Consider the following 16,934-nt stretch of genomic DNA (forward strand, 5'->3'; position numbering starts at 1 on the left):
GTTCTGTAACTAATGCCACAACCTGACGAAAAAGTGGTTTTTTTTACGCAGCAACGCAAACGATTGCTTTTAATTGGTAGCTGAATTATTTCGGAGATACACATGCAAAAGTACACCCTTTGGTTCAACACTTTATCAATGAATGATGTGAACCAAGTTGGCGGAAAAAATGCCTCGCTTGGTGAAATGGTATCAAACCTTTCAAATGCGGGAGTGTCTGTTCCTAACGGATTCGCGACTACCTCTTACGCATTCCATGAGTTTTTAGAGTATGAAGGGCTAAATAATCGTATTTACGATTTACTTGGCGCTCTTGATGTTAATGATGTTGAAGCACTTCAGCGCACTGGGGCGACAATCCGTAACTGGATTTTAGCTGCGCCATTTCCTGTTGAATTAGAACAGAGTATCCGTCGTGATTACCTTGAATTGATTGATGGTAACCAAGCACTTTCCGTTGCGGTTCGATCGTCTGCAACTGCTGAAGATTTACCTGATGCTTCCTTTGCGGGTCAACAAGAAACATTTCTTAATGTAAAAGGTGTTGATGCCGTTTTAGAGGCAACGAAACACGTTTATGCCTCGCTATTTAATGATCGCGCCATTTCTTATCGCGTTCACCAAGGGTTTGATCATAAGGGTATTGCACTGTCTGCCGGTATTCAGCGCATGGTGCGCTCTGATAAAGCAGCGTCAGGGGTGATGTTTACGCTTGATACTGAATCAGGCTTTGATCAAGTGGTGTTTATTACCTCTTCTTGGGGTTTAGGTGAAATGGTGGTTCAGGGTGCAGTTAACCCTGATGAATTTTATGTCCATAAACCAATGTTAGAAGCTGGGCATGCACCAATAGTAAGAAAGAACTTTGGTTCAAAACTCATCAAGATGATCTACTCTGATAATCAAGAAATTGGTAAACAAGTAGACATTGTTGATACCACAGATGAAGAACAATATCAGTTCTCGATTAATGATGAAGAAATTAAAGAGCTTGCTAAACAAGCAATGATCATTGAAAAGCATTATCAACGTCCGATGGACATTGAATGGGCGAAAGATGGTATTGATGGCAAGCTGTACATTGTTCAAGCACGTCCAGAAACAGTGTGTTCGCAAGGATCTCAAAACGTAATTGAACGCTATGAGCTGAACAATAAAGCAGATGTGTTATTAGAAGGTCGCGCGATTGGTCAACGTATTGGTAGCGGTAAAGTACGCCTGGTTGATTCGCTTGATCAAATGTCACTGGTACAAGAAGGGGATGTACTCGTAACAGATATGACAGATCCTGACTGGGAACCTGTGATGAAACGTGCTTCTGCGATTATTACTAACCGTGGCGGTCGTACTTGCCATGCTGCCATTATTGCCCGTGAATTGGGTATCCCTGCGATTGTAGGGTGTGGTAACGCTACAGAAATATTAATAGATGGTGCTGTTATTACCGCTTCATGTGCAGAAGGTGAAACAGGTTATGTTTACCAAGGCGAATTGAACTATGAAGTTCGACGCTCTGAGGTAGATGAATTACCAATATTACCAACTAAAGTGATGATGAACGTCGGTAATCCAGAGCGTGCGTTTGATTTTGCGCAATTACCGAATGAAGGCGTAGGTTTAGCGCGTTTAGAATTTATCATCAATAAAATGATTGGTATTCACCCGAAAGCATTATTGAACTTTGATGCACAAAGTGACGAGTTAAAAGCGCAAATTCGAGAGAAAATTAAGGGCTATAACGATCCTATTGATTTTTATGTTAGCAAGTTAACCGAAGGCATTTCTACCATTGCTGCAGCGTTCTGGCCTAAGCGTGTGATTGTTCGTATGTCTGATTTCAAATCGAATGAGTACAGTAACTTAATTGGTGGTAAAGAATTTGAACCCCATGAAGAAAACCCTATGTTGGGTTTCCGTGGTGCTTCTCGTTATATATCACCAGTATTTGAAGATTGCTTTGAACTTGAAACACAAGCGATGAAACGTGTTCGTAATGAAATGGGGTTAAAGAACGTTGAAATTATGATCCCGTTTGTACGTACGCCGAGTGAAGCTGCATCTGTGATTGAGTTACTGGCGAAAAACGATTTACGCCGTGGCGATCAGGGTTTGAAAGTGATCATGATGTGTGAACTGCCATCAAATGCCGTATTAGCGGATGATTTCTTAAAGTACTTTGACGGTTTCTCGATTGGTTCGAACGACATGACTCAGTTAACGCTAGGTTTGGATCGTGATTCTGGTGATGTTGCGCATCTCTTTGATGAGCGTAACCCTGCGGTTAAAGCTATGCTGAAAATGGCGATTGATGCAGCAACGAAAGCGGGCAAGTACGTCGGTATTTGTGGTCAAGGACCATCAGATCATGATGATTTAGCAAAATGGTTAATGGAGCAAGGTATTAGTTCTGTTTCACTAAACCCGGATACTGTGATCAATACTTGGTTAAAGCTAGGTGATGTAAATAAAAATCATTAGCAGACAGGTTAGGTTTAGTTGCTAAAGGTAAAATTAAGCTCTGATTAATGATCAGAGCTTTTTTATAGCAGATTGAAAATTAAGTGTCGTACACCTAAGTTAGGAGGACATATGGTTGTTGTAGAGCGATTTTCTTTTGCCCATGAAGCGCATATAGCGAAAGCCAATCTAGAAAGTGCCGGTATTCACTGTTGCCTTGCTGACGAATTTACGGTCAATACGCAATGGCTTTATTCTAATGCAATGGGGGGAGTGCGTTTGTTGGTAGAAGAAAAAGATATAGAGTCAGCGAGAGTGCTACTTGAAAGTGATTTTTCTGATGCGTTAGAAGAACAAATACCACCTTATGATAACGAGCATGAACATTGTGCTTATTGCGGTAGTCATGATGTAGTGACTTATACGAAAGGTAAGCGCCCAGCATTTTTAATGTTTATTGTGCTAGGTTTCCCTTTGTTTACATATCAACATGGTTATAAATGTAACCAGTGTGGTAAATTTAGTGAGGAGTTGTAAAATTTTAAATTATTAGCTTAATGCTATTACTTATCTGCACGCTGTTACAAAAGAATGTTTAACGGGCTACGATAACGGAACGTTAATCTAGATACTTCAGTTTACTAAATGTTTATTTGATTACATAACGACTTTTCTATGTCTGTCATTTATCACCCTTTTTTCTAGTACGTAACCTTGAACTTTTAAAAATGAGCACGTTTTTTAAAAGTAGTTGATTATTCAATTAAATAGCGCGTTATATCTGTTTGAAGAGGATTGTAGTTTGATATATGATTTCCTCATTATTTATCTAGCTAAATTTCCTGAATTGATAATTAATAATTGATGGTTCGCACACCCATCGACATAAAGACCGCTCCTTGTGAGCGGTTTTTCTGTTTATGGTCATTTAACGCTAATTTTTTTAATTAAATAAGATTAGAAACATGAGTAATAAAGACGACTATCATTCATATTTACTTTATTAATTTACCGATTTAAGTGCTAACGGTAATGTTTGTTTTAATTCATCCAGCCACTGATAACGGTTTTTATACAGCTTGCGTTTATTACGATTGAGTGTGCTCAAGTCTTTTCGCTCTGGTAATAAAGGTAATTTATAGGTTACGTTACTTTCTTTAACACCCTGATATTCTTGCCAGATCTGGTCATAGTCACAGCTAACCGCATGACGTTTTGAACCGATATAACGGAGTGCTTGATAAATGTGACCTTTATTACTGACAGCGGTAATGTTTTTTAATTGATAAGCATCAGCAAAAATGAGAGCTAATTCCACCATTAATGCCTTAGGACGTAAGCCATATAGTCCTTTTGTTAACTCTTTGATGAGTTCTTGACGGTTCTCAATATCACTGTCTGGGCCTTGTAAAGCACCAATATGTAAATGGCTTTGATCTTGATTAACGGTAAAACTAATACAATATAATTGCTTGTTGTTACTATCTGTGAGCGTGAGACCCAGTGATCCTTCTCTTGAGTAACCAGCATCAAGATAGATATTGTAAACGTTGTCATTTTTATCTGTTATTTGAGATAACTTAAGGCCTTCATGCTGGTATATATTTAAAAGTTTTGAAGAAAAGTTGTTCAGCATAAATTGAAGATGTTTTTTCAACATCTGCATTCTTTGTTTTTTATCCCATGCCACACAGCCATATGGCTTAAGTGGTTTTTCAATAAATGACGGATATACCGTGATTAATTGTTGAAGTAATGGGTTATCGAAGTAGCCCATTACTTCATCAGTAACTTTGGGTGAGAAAACGCACCAGCAATAGAGACGAAATTTTTTTCTTATTTTATCCATTCCTTTGATGTTTGGATAAAGCATGTTGGATAAAAATGATCCACGCTTAAATACCGTGTTTGATGTGATGGCTAAATGAGACATTTTGATAAACCTTGTAGATATTTATATTTTTAATTATGGATATTTTTCTATTAATAAGACTTAAATATAAATTACAAATTAAACAGTGTTTGTTTAATAAAGGCTGAACGGAATGTTAATATTTTAAATCTAGTATTTTCATTGTTAATCATATTCAACATTATTGAGGTTTTATTCATTTATAAAAACAATAGCGTTGTTTTTATAGCTTTTTATGAAAAAAGTGTTTCTACCTGTAACAGGTGGCGGGTGTTATAAATAGATTAATGTTTATTCACTACCAATGAAAAGTTAATTAATGGCTGTTTTTTAGTTAAAGTTTGTCTGTTATTTAACGCGTATATTAATATGTTTGCAAAGTTCAGCCACCTGAAACTTAATTGTTTGAATTCGAAATGAGTGATGAAGAGAGAGCTATACATTCATCCTGCTTGTAATATATGTGTAGGTAAATCATGACAGCACGAAAGTGTGGTGCAGTTAATACTTCATTACAAGGTGCAGCAATCCAATATGACTTAAGAGTATTCCCATGCTGCCAAGAAAAAACAGTTTATTTAAGTGTTAGGACGGGATAAAAGGACCAAGGTGAACAAGTGTAATTACGATGATGTAGGCTAATTGTGAATATCATTTAGGAATGTGCGCTCGCACTACTAATCTAAACTATCTGGAAATGGAATACATTGCTAATGTAGAGATACATTCATTAGGGAGAGCTTACAATGATCAAAGAAATCACTTTTCCGAGTTCAACAGGGATCTTAGGCAATGAAAAAGGACGATATTATCGTGATTCCTTTTCGGTCAATATTAGCCAACAGCACTTAAATGCCATTGATGTGTATTATGCTATTTTTGCCCATTTACCAAAGCCTGTGATTATTGCAATGAAAATAAGAAATAAGATCATGGGTTGGCTGGGGTTTTCAGCGGGCGCAACGGAAATGTCGTTACCGAAAGAACAAATAGCCACAGGTAAGCAAGCTGGTTTTCTTGTATTTGAGTCGGTATCGGAAGCGGAGGTAGTTGCAGCAGCTTATGATAAAAATATGGATATGTGGTTATCCGTGTTGAAGCTCTCTGAAAAAGAATATGCGGTTTCAACATTGGTGAATTTAAAAACACGATCTGGACGTTTATACATGGCGTTCATTAAACCTTTTCATAAGTTGGTGGCTAAGTTCTGTATTGCTCAAGCATTGCGTGCAAAGCGTATTTAAACAGTTAATAAGGTGTAACATTTTTCTATTAACTCTAGTTTAGAATTTTAAGGTAAATTGCTGCTATCTAATAAGTGATCACTGCGATCTGATAAAGGAAGATCATCGATGGTAGCGCTATTTTTCAAGTGTTTGTTAGGGGCTTTTGCCGTTTTGCTCATTGCGTTACTTTCTAAAAGTAAGAGCTTTTATATCTCCGGTTTAGTGCCTTTATTCCCCACCTTTGCCTTAATTGCCCACTATATTATTGGCACAGAGCGCACCATGGCAGATTTGCGTATGACGGCATTATTTGGACTGTATTCGCTAATCCCTTATGCGGCATATCTCATTGCTGTTTATTACTTTAGTTATAAATATGAATTAGTTTGGACACTATCATTGGCTGCATTAGTTTGGGCTTTCTTTGCTTGTTTGTTACTGATGGGGTGGACGAAGTTTAGCCCTGCATTGAGTTAGGTGAGAAGTCGTGAGTAGGGTGAGATAGGGAATCGTGACATGAACACTCAATCTAAAGCTTATTTACATTAATGCAAAGAATATGGCGTGTTCGGTGATTATTTCACTCGCGAACACGCCATAATATTAATGCGATGATACCTATTTGCTTAGATTAGTGACTTTTCATTTAGTCATCTTTTCATTTAAAAGGTCGATGAAGAAAGCATATTCCAATGCATCTTCGTGGAGTGCTTTAAAACGACCTGATGCACCGCCGTGACCAGCTTCCATATCGGTTTTAAACAGTAAACGATTGTTGTCTGTCTTCATCTCACGCAGTTTTGCTACCCATTTCATTGGCTCAAAATATTGCACTTGTGAATCATGTAGCCCTGTTGTCACAAGCATGTTTGGGTAGTCGTGCTGACCCACATTATCGTATGGCGAGTAACTTAACATGTACTCGTAATACTCTTTCTGATTAGGGTTGCCCCATTCGTCATATTCGTTTGTCGTTAATGGAATAGACTCATCCAGCATGGTCGTTACCACATCAACAAATGGCACTTGCGCTGCAATACCGCAATATAATTCAGGCGCTTGGTTAGCAATAGCGCCCATTAACAAACCGCCTGCAGAGCCACCAACAGCAAAGATTTTATCTTTCGCACCGTAACCTTGTTCGATAAGTGCTTTTGTTACATCAATAAAATCATTGAAGGTGTTTTGCTTGGTGAGTTTCTTTCCATCTTCATACCAAGGGCGACCTAGCATTTCAGAGCCGCGAATATGCGCGATAGCATAGACAAAACCACGATCAAGCAAGCTTAAACGTGATGATGAAAAACTAGGATCAATGGTTGAACCATAAGAACCGTAACCATATTGGTAAAGCGGATTGGTGCCATCTTTTTTAAATAAATCTTTACGGTAAACCAAAGAAACAGGTACCTGTTTACCGTCACGAGCGTTGATCATTAATCGCTCTGATTGATAGTTACTTGCTTCAAAATCGCCTAGTACTTCAGCCTGTTTTAAAAGGTCGAACTCACTGTTATCAAGGTTGATATCAAAGTGAGACGCTGGCGTTGTCATACTTGAATAGTAAAGGCGGAGCTTATTGGTATTAAGCTCTTTATTGCCATAGAAGAAAGCGGTGAATGCTTCATCATTAAAGTGTAATTCACGCTCTTCATTGGTATCTAATTGACGAACAGTCACATGGGTTAAACCATTTGAACGTTGCTGATATACAAGGTAGTTATCAAATAATTCGTAATCTTCTAGCATCACACCTTCAGCAGGTGCTATTACATCTTGCCATTTTGACTTATCACCGATTTGATCGGTATCAACTTTCATTAAGCGGAAGTTAACAGCCTTATAATTGGTCAACACGTAAAATTGCTGCCCAAGTTTCGAAATACTGTACTCTAAGCCTTCTTCACGCGCTAAGAATGGTTTTGCCGTAGCGTTTGGATCGTTAGCATCGATAATAGAAACAGCACTGGTTTCAGTGCTTGAATGCCAAATATACACCAATTCGTTATCTTTACTTTTACCTATCGAGGTATAAAACGTTTGATCTTTTTCTTCAAAAATCAACACGTCTTCAGTCTGGTTTGTACCTAATTGGTGACGGAATACTTGATACCCCAATAAGGTTTGCGGATCTTTCTTGATGTAATAAAACGCTTTGTTATCGTTCTGCCACGCAATAGATCCACTGGCGCCTGTGATTTCATCAGCAAGGTATTCACCCGTAGTCAGGTTTTTTACTTTGATGGTGTAAATACGACGGCTAACAGTATCTTCACCATAAGCCAGTAAATTTTCATCTTGGCTTACACTTAGGCTTGATACATTGTAATACTCGTGATTTTTAGCCAGTTCGTTAATATCAAGCAATACGGTTTTATTCGTTCCTGCAAAATCGTCTGCTCGAACTGAAACAGGATATTCATTATCACCCGTTACTTCGCTGGAATAGAAGTAATTGCCTTGTTTTACAGGGACTGAATTATCATCTTTTACAATACGGCCTTTAATTTCTTCAAATAGCTGCTGTTGTAATGCTTCTGTATGCGCCATTACAGCATCGGTGTAAGCATTTTCAGCGTTAAGATGCGCAATGATCTCAGGATCACAGCGTTTATCATCACGCATCCAATAGTAATTATCAGTACGTGTATCATTATGGATGGTCATTTCATGTGGTACTTTCTTTGCGACTGGCGCTTTAAATGAAGACGCATGAACCACGTTTGTTGTTTTTGTATTCACAATAATGTCCTTCCAAGTATTTTCTTTTCATTGAGCATAAAAGAAAATTTAAAATAGGATACAACGATTACCATAAGGTGTTGTATTTTTGTTATTTTTTAAGACAGATTTAGGCATGAATAAACGCGATAAGAATGCATTTATAGTTTTATTATGCTCTGCTTACATCCTATATCTTGGGGTATTTCTCTATTTTTCAATCCTTAGAATTAAAATCGAAGAATTAAGATAAAAAGTAATATCGTAGCTGCTATTTTTTCTTATATGAAACAGAGAGAATTGTAATTGAAGATTTTAATTATATAGAAAAAAGCTAACGCATTGGTTTTATTGTAAATTTACAAGATACACCATGTATTTTTTGATCATATAGTCAGTTGTGGTTCATAAAAACGAAATAACGTGATTTCACTCACGAAATGAGCTTTGCTAGAGACTAATATAAGAAATATAACTAATTGATAGTATGTCTTTTTATGAAGAGCACATGGATTATAGTTTTAGGAATTGTTGTTGGTGCTATCGTGATAGGCGGACAATCTTTTTACCCGTTGCTGACCTCACAAAATATTCTTAACGAACCAAGTGGTGAAGTTAGGTTAGGTGACGTTTACGATGAACAGTTAACGACGACAGTTACGATTACAGATGCAGATAATAAGATGCCCATCTTGATGATCATGACGGACACAGATCAGATAACAACGGATGTGAAGCAAAAGCTGAGTCAAATGGTAAAAGAAGCCAATGAAACGCTACCTGCACGTGAAAAAATGCGTTTAGAAACCGCCTATTTTGATACGAATGTGAACATTGAGCTAACCACAGAAGTGGCCTACCATTCTCAATATCAAAATAAGATGAAGGTAACCATTGACGATACCGTGTTATCTCATCCTGCTGACGATCAATACCACTTTGCTGAAGCGACAGATATGATAAATACCTACGCGCAGAAAATGGATACGCTTTTTCATCAACAATATTCATTTTATCCATAAAGTATAGTGATAAAAAAGGCGCTCAGTGAGCGCCTTTTGGGTGTGGTATCTGAGATTAACTAATCACGACTAAGCAATTAGGTAACTCATTTTTATTTTCAGTTAATGGATAAGCATTAGCCAGTAACTTGCTTGATTGCTCTAAGCACTGCAGAAAGCCTTCATAGGTTTTTCCTGCGCGAACATTGGTTGTGAAATCAGCAACAATAGAGCCCCATGCTTCATCACTGATTTGTTCACTAATACCGAAGTCCGTTAATATTTCAACGTAATGTTCGGCTTCACACACAAAAATCATCACGCCTAAATGCTGTTTGGTGCGATGAATACCATTGGCGAGAAATTGCTCTCTTGCCACAAGACTAGCACGACGATGTTTCACTGCTTTTGGCACCAGACGATATTTAATCGCAGGGATCCTAAATAACAAGGTAAACGCGATAAAGCCGACTAACTGACATAATAGAACGTCGTTTAACTCTAACCAAAAAGGTAAGAAATTGAGTAGGGCGGGAATAAATAACGCAATAATTGCAGCCCATAATGTCGGTACAAAATAATAGTCGTCGGCTTTAGTCGCCACAACAGTCATTAATTCAGCATCGGTTGTTTTTTCAATTTCACCAATTGCTTGGCTGATTGTTTCTAGTTGTTCATTAGTAAATAACTTCATATTTACCATCCTCCTGATGCGCCGCCGCCACCAAAGCCACCACCGCCGCCACTAAAACCTCCACCACTGCTGCCTCCGCCAAAGCCGCCACCATTTCCGCCAGAGCGAGGGGAATTTCCCGAACCAAAACCACCACTGGTGAATACATCACCATTACGACGATAATACTGTGAACGATGACTTCTACGTCGGCTAAAGGCGATAATTTGAATCACGATGACAAAGAGTATGAATAGGTAAAGATCATAAGACGGTTTTTCTTCTTGAACCACAGGCTTATATTCACCTTTAATTGCCCCAAGGATCGCTAATACGCCATTTTCAATCCCTTTGGCAAATTGGCCTGATTTAAACTCAGGTTTTATTTCGTGGTTGATAATACTAATAGCTGTCGCATCTGGCAGTGCGCCTTCTAAGCCATAACCGACTTCAATCCGGATTTTCTTGTCGTTATAGGCAACAATTAATAGCACACCGTTGTCATGCTCTTTATTGCCAATACCCCATTGACGACCGAGTTGATACCCGTAATCGGCAATAGGGATCCCATCTGTTGATGGAATGGTAACAACAACGACTTGGTTTGAAGATTGTTTCTCTTCATTCGCAAGCAGTTGCTCTAGTTGTTTGATTTGCGAAGCATTAAGGATATGCGCATCATCCACCACACGTCCCGTCAGTTTTGGGAAGGTGGGTTGTGCAAAGCAAACTTGGCTAACTAGCAACAAGAGTCCGGTAAAATACAGGACTTTTTTTATCATTAGAATGCTACCTTAGGTGCAACATCAGCATTGGGTGTCGTTGCTGAGAAGTTTGGTTTAACCGTTAAATCGCTATACATGATCCAATGCCAGAAACGACCTGGGAAAGTACGAATTTCTGTATTAAAGGCTTTAACGCTATTAATGTAATCACGACGAGCAACGGCAATACGGTTTTCTGTGCCTTCAAGTTGCGCTTGCAGTGTAATAAATTGCTCATTAGCTTTTAAATCAGGATAACGCTCAGACACAACCATTAAACGAGATAGCGCACTACTTAATTGTCCTTGGGCTGCTTCAAACTTTTTAAATGCTTCAGGGTTATCTATTGTTTCAGGAGTAACCTGCATTGAAGAGACTTTTGCACGCGCTTCTGTAACGGCAGTTAATGTGTCTTTTTCATGGCTAGCATAGCCTTTCACCGTTGCGACAAGGTTCGGGATCAAATCAGCGCGACGTTGGTAATTATTTTCAACTTGTGCCCAGTCTGCATTTACTTGTTCATCGAGCATGGGAATTGTATTAATACCGCAGCCGGTCAGTTGGAGCAGTAAAGCCAAGCTAAATACCCATTTCAGTATTTTTGGAAAATTAAACATTCGTATCCCTTCTGTTATGTATGATTATATTTACGTTGTTTATTGATAATTGAACAATGCAAAATAATGGAGTTTATACATGTTAAGTATAAATAAAATTAAATAATTATCATCAATATGTCATTGTTATTTTTAGTATAAAAAATCAATAAGACGCAATTATTATGGCAAAAATAAAGAGTGTATTAGGTGGTTAGCACATCTAAATGTGTAATAACTATTTTGCTTGTTACTCGCTGGCTTTTTGGTGGCTGTAAGTAAAGAAGGTGTGTTTCTTTGGTAGTCTCGGTTTCTTGTGAATTGAAGTTAAAGAGGAGAGATACAGCAACATTCGTCATGCTGAAGATGTCTTTCGACATTATGAATTAGTAATTCACAATGAATTACTAATTCATCTAACTCGGAATTGCCCCAAAACGTAGAGTAGATGCTCCTCACCAAACGACGATGTTCATATTGACCAACATTTTCTAATGTTAGAAGCTCATGAGTAGCCAGCTTAGTTGAAGATCAATATTGATAGTAATAGCAAGGTTATCTACAAAATCACATACCCAAACGGCAAGATCTATATCGGGAAGAATCTGACAAACAGTATCCATTTATCCTTGGTGCCGGTTTATTGAGTACGTCTTTGAACGTGGCTTTTACACTGGCGAATTATCTACTAATCATCTTTAGTGATATCTAAGCCCAGCAGCCCGAAATAAATGGTACCTCGTAAGCTTTGATAGAGGGTGTCATTATCACTGCTCAGTGCCACTGCCTCTTGAATCACTAAACATCGATCATCATCGATTGAATGCTGACTATCGTTGAGATAGACAATATGCTCTTTACGGATTGTTCTTTTAACTTCAAATGCGGTCAATGCTCTTCATAACTTGAAGTAACTTTTCTCGTCGGTAATCAATTAACATTGTTCTTCGTATGTTAAGTACTATTGTATGTTTTTTATCCGAAATAATTATAACCTTAACCATGCTGTTCAATAATTAACCACCCCATAATGAACTTTGCAAGAGCAGAACACTCACGAATAATATAACGTAATGATATTTAGTGCTTTCTGAACACAAAGTAAGCTAATTTCATGACGTGAATCACACCGCGTTATTAAAGTCGCTGCAATTGTTGTTATAGTCTTGAAGTTACATTTTGTTGCCTATAGTTTCTCTAAGATTTAATTTATTTACAGTAAATTAAATTTCAATTGCATTTTTTAACAATACTGAAGATTGAATATGCAAAACAAATCAAACCAAATGAACAAAAATTATGAATAATGATGACCCGAAGGAATTCATAGGTGCTGCCTTTATTTGTAAATCAGGCATTAGAGCTAAGGCTTGCGCTGAGCACATAAACTTGAAAACAGGAACTCACGAATATTCTTTTATAAAATGAAGAAAAATGTGTATGCCTTTTTTTTGAGTAATATGATGCTTAGGATATCAGTCGATGCGATAATATTCTCATTTCTGTGGTTTTACTTATCTGATGATACTATATTAAGTGGTATTACATACATGGCATTTAGGACTTTTGAGATATATTTAATGCCATTTAGTTCATATTTACCCGATAAATTTGGAAGAAAAACGGTATATAACTATTGTTACATTTCCGCTTTTATTTGTTGCTTACTTGCGTTAACTGCCTTGATTGTTCTTGAATCAACTTTGCAAATGATTGTATCAGTAGTTACATGTTTATTGTTAGGTGGTGTAGTGAGTATACTCCCAACAAACACAACATCTTTACTGCATGACAGGTATGGTAGTAGGTCTAAAGTTGCATTCAGGGTTGGATCTATTTTTGCGTCTTATAAAATATTTCTATCTCCGATAATAGGAATGCTAACTACTATATCTTTTGGTAGCTTAAATACGGTCATAATAAGTACTGTTCTTCTAAGTATTGCTTTTTTTATAAAAGAGTATGCATTAATAAATATACCTAATGTAAAATCACTTGACAGGGTAAAGTTTAGCGATACTTTTACGAGTTTGTTCAACTCATTATCAATAAAATACGAAAAGGTCTTTATTCCCACCTTAGCTGTGATTAATTTACTTATGACTCCATTTTTCATGGTTTCATTACCACACAATGCTGCAAATGGAATTTATCCAATTCCTGAGTTTGTTGTTTTGTTAGATATGCTTTTCGGATTAGGGGTATTCATTGCTAACAAATTTATTTCAAACAAAATTCCTGATAAGCAAGCAATTCTTATTGGGTTATTTTTATTAGCTCTTATGCTGTCGTTTGGTTCTGGAGATAACGTTTATATGGCACCTGCAATGTTGTTTTTAGGGGGGCTTGGGCTACCATTAATTGTTATAAACATAACTACTATTCGTGTAAATAACATACCGAAAGACAAAAAGTCCATGTATCTATCATCATTGACTTTTTGGAGCCTATTTTTAAATCCAATTTCAATTCTAATTATATCTTATATGTATAAGTACGATTTAACTAATAACGTTCAAAACGTTTATTTCTGTATTTCATTTTCGATTCTTGCTTATTTTTTTTACAATGCTTTTACATTTTCCACTGATGTTATAAATCAAGTTAAAGGACAAGAGAATGAAAAAAATAATTGATATCCTTTTAAACAGAAATACTGATAGTCACGGCCTACCATCTAACCCTTGTATAATAAAAGGTGGTGGTAGTGAGTTTAAAAATATAATATCTGTAAATGATATAGATGACTTTATTTCAGTTGATGGAGCAAGGCTACCGTATATAGCAATATCTAACACAAAGAAAAATATAGTCAGCTGACTGATGTGCCTTTTCAACAAAGAGAACTTGGATATTTTGACTCCTCTATTATTTTACAGGAGTTTTTAAATGGTAGCTCTATAATCATGAAGCACATTGACCGTAGGTTTCCAGCTGTTGCGGCACTTAAAAACAAAGTTATCGAGGAATTGTTTCCTTACACCGTCCAAGCCAATGCGTATTTAGCACCGAGTGACACCCAAGGTGTTCAAATACATGCAGACCCACATGCAACCCTTTTAATACAGTGTTCGGGAAAGAAGAGATGGCTTGTTTGGGGAGGGCTTTTGACGACACTCAAGAGTCTCTATTAGAATCTTTAGATTTAGACAAGAGAGTTAATGAGATAGCTAAAGGTCAACCTATTATTGATGAATTTGTTCATGAAGGTGATATTCTTTATATTCCTAAAGGTTATGTCCATACCCCATTTACTTCTGATACACACTCATTGCACTTAACTCTAGGTATTCAGACCAACTCCGAGAGTTCTTTGGCTTATACAGGAAAAAGTATACCAAATGACAATAATGTTAGCTATTCGTGCAAAGACTATATGCTCGCGCCATATTTTTTGCCTGAATGATTCACAAGCTAACAAGATACATTTAAATTATGTTGCGCCTTGTTCATAAACTTGGCTTTAATATCACGGAATAATATTCCTTCTAGCGTCACCTATAGACATTTTTAAAAAGCCAATCAAGACAGGAGTGGTAACTCTAATGCTGTTCACTTAAGGTGAGCGGCATTGTTTTTGCTAGAGTAGCGGCTTGGTTTCTTCTTCGCTACTATTTCTCGTCTATGTGTGGCGAACCGAGAACATTGAAGTAATCGCCATACAACCAAATCAGTTCACTTGCTTAAGAGTCGAATAAAACAATAACTAAAAAGTGAGGATAATAATATTGAATACTATAGATACGCGCAGAGAACCAGAACCTAACAAAACTTGTGAAAATAAAGGCAAGAAGGAATATAGCTCCGACAGTTTATTACTATCTTGCTTATAATTAATGGATTTTGGACTTTAACAATTGAAGAGTTTACACTTCAAAATAAAACGCTACTTTACTCCGTAAATATCGGTTTGGGTATGATACTTGTTGGGCTGTTGCTTTCTCGCTTGGTGTCATTTAATCGTGCTGCTTTGAACACGATAAAGCTAGATGAGAGTGACAAAGATAGCTTAGCTGCCAAACGTAGAAAATCAGGTTGGTCTGGCGAATATCGCTCAAAAATGATCTTTGGTTGATATTTAGCCAAAGTTGAATCCCGCCCTGTGGTAGGTATAACTACATGGACAAAGCGTTTAGCACGCTGTTTTTTACCGCGGGTATTGGGGCACTTCAGTTTCCAAAGCTACTGATGAAATCGCTACGATCTCACTTCTTTCTTACCTAATACTAGCTTTTAGTTTGGCTAAGAGTCGACATATTGAAAGACTGGAACGCTATAAAGGACGTATATATATGTCTTTATTGTATGGTTAAAAACTCCTGTGTTTCTGACTATCGCAGTGTTTTTAGTGTTAATTGCTACAGGCATGTTAACCCCAAACACGCTTGATGGTTTTTCATTAAAAGATCTGTTGGGCTTTTAGCACACACATAACAAGTAAGGATTAAGTGTTGCGTAGCCAACGTTAAATCCCAAGTGTTGAACAAGCCCGAGCCTCTGTATAAGTAAATTGTGTGATATGCTCTAGAGGGGTGGCAGCCTTGATGCTTTTCTCAAGGCGAGTTCGGTGTTCGTAAGGCAGAGGGGGCGCTACATCATCTGGTGTGTCATGCATGCCATTTTTGCTATTTGCCATACCTATAGTTATTCATGACATTGCTAATGTAAGTTTTCGCGAAACTCATTTCTGTCCACAAACGAGCTAGCTTTCATAGCTAGCTCATTGTGATCACCGAACGACTCTGTCGCATCTTAACTACCCAACAGAAACGTAGCGATAAAACCCATTGTTATGATTAATAGTTAAGGCATCAAGCAACCCAATCGGGGGAACAATTGGGTTGCTTGATATTAGGCGTTTAACACCTTCTGATTGTTTGAGTGCCAATCAAAATAGGAGTTGTTACAACCATAGTTTCTTGCTGAGCCTTTTACAATTTTGATCGTATTATCTGATGACTCTGAAAACGTAAATGGCTTGGTTGATTCACTATACCAATGTTTATCACCTTGTTGAAAAGTAAGGCGAAAGTTCACAATTTGTAAGGCATCGTTAATTTGATAAAAGCCCTGATCTTCGGTGGTGACTGAGGTCTGTATTTTGCTTGCTTTATCGTTATAAACAAAACCTGTGGTATGAATCTCGTAATGGTTACCTGTTCGCATAATGTTGAGTTTTCCATTTATTGCGATTTCAGCAGTATTGATATCAATCGGGCAGCGAAAGTTTTTTCTTGTTGGTGTTTTATTAATACACTTTTTTGCCTGCTCTAGAATAGTTTGGTTTATATCAAGTTCTAACTTTGATTGCAGTGTTTTTTCTTGCTTAGAAAAATGCGCAATATTAGCCGTCGGTTGTTCGGATTTATTGTAATAAAAGCAACAAATCGTAATTAGTGCTACTGCGCCTATAAGTCTATATTTCTTCATAATTATGTAATTGACTGTTGTTTTATTGCAGACGATAAACGAGGTGTCGAGGGCTGTAAATAGACTTGAACAAGGGCAAAGCGAGTATCACAAAGAAATGACAAACGTGAATCGAATATGAAGACGAAGATAGTCATTGTTAAGTTTTTGGCGA

The 16,934-nt window shown here is 37.2% G+C and carries 17 protein-coding genes and 1 pseudogene; 10 read left to right on the forward strand and 8 right to left on the reverse strand.

Going from position 1 to position 16,934, the window contains the following annotated elements; translation table 11 throughout:
• The first annotated feature begins 102 nt into the window (after positions 1-102).
• Together ppsA and C9J46_RS16305 are read left to right on the forward strand one after the other, a co-directional pair.
• Complete coding sequence (gene ppsA, locus C9J46_RS16300; protein WP_107291225.1) at positions 103-2,478, forward strand: phosphoenolpyruvate synthase; 2,376 nt, start codon at positions 103-105, stop codon at positions 2,476-2,478.
• A 111-nt stretch (positions 2,479-2,589) separates the two neighbouring features.
• Positions 2,590-2,994 (forward strand): DUF2007 domain-containing protein, encoded by a 405-nt coding sequence (locus tag C9J46_RS16305; protein ID WP_107206822.1) that lies wholly within the window; start codon positions 2,590-2,592, stop codon positions 2,992-2,994.
• A gap of 466 nt (positions 2,995-3,460) precedes the next feature.
• Here the strand turns inward: C9J46_RS16305 and C9J46_RS16310 are convergent, their stop codons facing one another.
• The gene (locus tag C9J46_RS16310; RefSeq protein WP_107291226.1) at positions 3,461-4,390 is read right to left on the reverse strand and encodes a VirK/YbjX family protein; all 930 of its coding nucleotides are present in this window, start codon (positions 4,388-4,390) and stop codon (positions 3,461-3,463) included.
• Positions 4,391-5,115: 725 nt separating this feature from the next.
• Between C9J46_RS16310 and C9J46_RS16315 the strand changes: the two genes are divergently transcribed.
• Together C9J46_RS16315 and C9J46_RS16320 are read left to right on the forward strand one after the other, a co-directional pair.
• Entirely contained in the window at positions 5,116-5,613 is a 498-nt protein-coding gene (locus tag C9J46_RS16315) for a DUF2867 domain-containing protein (protein WP_107259724.1), read from the forward strand.
• A 108-nt stretch (positions 5,614-5,721) separates the two neighbouring features.
• Positions 5,722-6,072: a GlpM family protein gene (locus C9J46_RS16320; RefSeq protein ID WP_107291227.1), complete on the forward strand. Its 351-nt coding sequence runs from the start codon at positions 5,722-5,724 to the stop codon at positions 6,070-6,072.
• A gap of 165 nt (positions 6,073-6,237) precedes the next feature.
• Here the strand turns inward: C9J46_RS16320 and C9J46_RS16325 are convergent, their stop codons facing one another.
• Positions 6,238-8,337, reverse strand: coding sequence for a S9 family peptidase (locus C9J46_RS16325; RefSeq protein ID WP_107287803.1), 2,100 nt, complete (start codon positions 8,335-8,337; stop codon positions 6,238-6,240).
• Positions 8,338-8,813: 476 nt separating this feature from the next.
• On the opposite strand from C9J46_RS16325, the gene C9J46_RS16330 reads away from it, so the two are divergent.
• Positions 8,814-9,338, forward strand: a complete 525-nt coding sequence (locus tag C9J46_RS16330) for a hypothetical protein (RefSeq protein ID WP_107291228.1) — start codon at positions 8,814-8,816, stop codon at positions 9,336-9,338.
• A gap of 55 nt (positions 9,339-9,393) precedes the next feature.
• Here C9J46_RS16330 and C9J46_RS16335 read toward each other — a convergent pair whose 3' ends face one another.
• From C9J46_RS16335 to C9J46_RS16350, 5 genes are all read right to left on the reverse strand, one after another.
• Positions 9,394-10,011: a TPM domain-containing protein gene (locus C9J46_RS16335; protein ID WP_107291229.1), complete on the reverse strand. Its 618-nt coding sequence runs from the start codon at positions 10,009-10,011 to the stop codon at positions 9,394-9,396.
• 2 nt (positions 10,012-10,013) lie between these two features.
• The gene (locus tag C9J46_RS16340) at positions 10,014-10,772 is read right to left on the reverse strand and encodes a YgcG family protein (RefSeq protein WP_107206830.1); all 759 of its coding nucleotides are present in this window, start codon (positions 10,770-10,772) and stop codon (positions 10,014-10,016) included.
• The gene (locus C9J46_RS16345) at positions 10,772-11,371 is read right to left on the reverse strand and encodes a LemA family protein (protein ID WP_107206831.1); all 600 of its coding nucleotides are present in this window, start codon (positions 11,369-11,371) and stop codon (positions 10,772-10,774) included. Before C9J46_RS16345 ends, C9J46_RS16340 begins: the two co-directional genes overlap by 1 nt.
• Positions 11,372-11,847: 476 nt before the next feature.
• Positions 11,848-11,973 carry a hypothetical protein gene (locus C9J46_RS21885; protein ID WP_255418314.1) on the reverse strand — a complete coding sequence of 42 codons (126 nt, stop codon included), beginning with the start codon at positions 11,971-11,973 and terminating at the stop codon, positions 11,848-11,850.
• A gap of 65 nt (positions 11,974-12,038) precedes the next feature.
• A complete protein-coding gene (locus C9J46_RS16350; RefSeq protein ID WP_107206832.1) occupies positions 12,039-12,242 on the reverse strand; it encodes a hypothetical protein in 204 nt (67 codons plus the stop codon).
• Positions 12,243-12,900: 658 nt separating this feature from the next.
• On the opposite strand from C9J46_RS16350, the gene C9J46_RS16355 reads away from it, so the two are divergent.
• The 5 genes and pseudogenes from C9J46_RS16355 to C9J46_RS16375 all read left to right on the forward strand — a co-directional run.
• A complete protein-coding gene (locus tag C9J46_RS16355) occupies positions 12,901-13,986 on the forward strand; it encodes an MFS transporter (protein WP_146144666.1) in 1,086 nt (361 codons plus the stop codon).
• Positions 13,970-14,170 carry a hypothetical protein gene (locus tag C9J46_RS16360; RefSeq protein WP_107291231.1) on the forward strand — a complete coding sequence of 67 codons (201 nt, stop codon included), beginning with the start codon at positions 13,970-13,972 and terminating at the stop codon, positions 14,168-14,170. Before C9J46_RS16355 ends, C9J46_RS16360 begins: the two co-directional genes overlap by 17 nt.
• 86 nt (positions 14,171-14,256) lie before the next feature.
• The gene (locus C9J46_RS21955; RefSeq protein ID WP_107291232.1) at positions 14,257-14,484 is read left to right on the forward strand and encodes a JmjC domain-containing protein; all 228 of its coding nucleotides are present in this window, start codon (positions 14,257-14,259) and stop codon (positions 14,482-14,484) included.
• Positions 14,436-14,756, forward strand: a complete 321-nt coding sequence (locus C9J46_RS16370; protein ID WP_107291233.1) for a JmjC domain-containing protein — start codon at positions 14,436-14,438, stop codon at positions 14,754-14,756. The genes C9J46_RS21955 and C9J46_RS16370 overlap by 49 nt, the downstream gene beginning before the upstream one ends.
• Positions 14,757-15,302: 546 nt before the next feature.
• Positions 15,303-15,425, forward strand: a pseudogene (locus C9J46_RS16375) (ISAs1 family transposase); the annotation flags it as partial.
• Positions 15,426-16,201: 776 nt separating this feature from the next.
• Here the strand turns inward: C9J46_RS16375 and C9J46_RS16380 are convergent.
• Positions 16,202-16,780, reverse strand: coding sequence for a hypothetical protein (locus C9J46_RS16380; RefSeq protein WP_107291234.1), 579 nt, complete (start codon positions 16,778-16,780; stop codon positions 16,202-16,204).
• Positions 16,781-16,934 lie beyond the last annotated feature (154 nt).

The sequence above is a fragment of the Photobacterium sp. GB-36 genome (assembly GCF_003026135.1).
In the GTDB taxonomy this organism is placed as follows: domain Bacteria; phylum Pseudomonadota; class Gammaproteobacteria; order Enterobacterales; family Vibrionaceae; genus Photobacterium.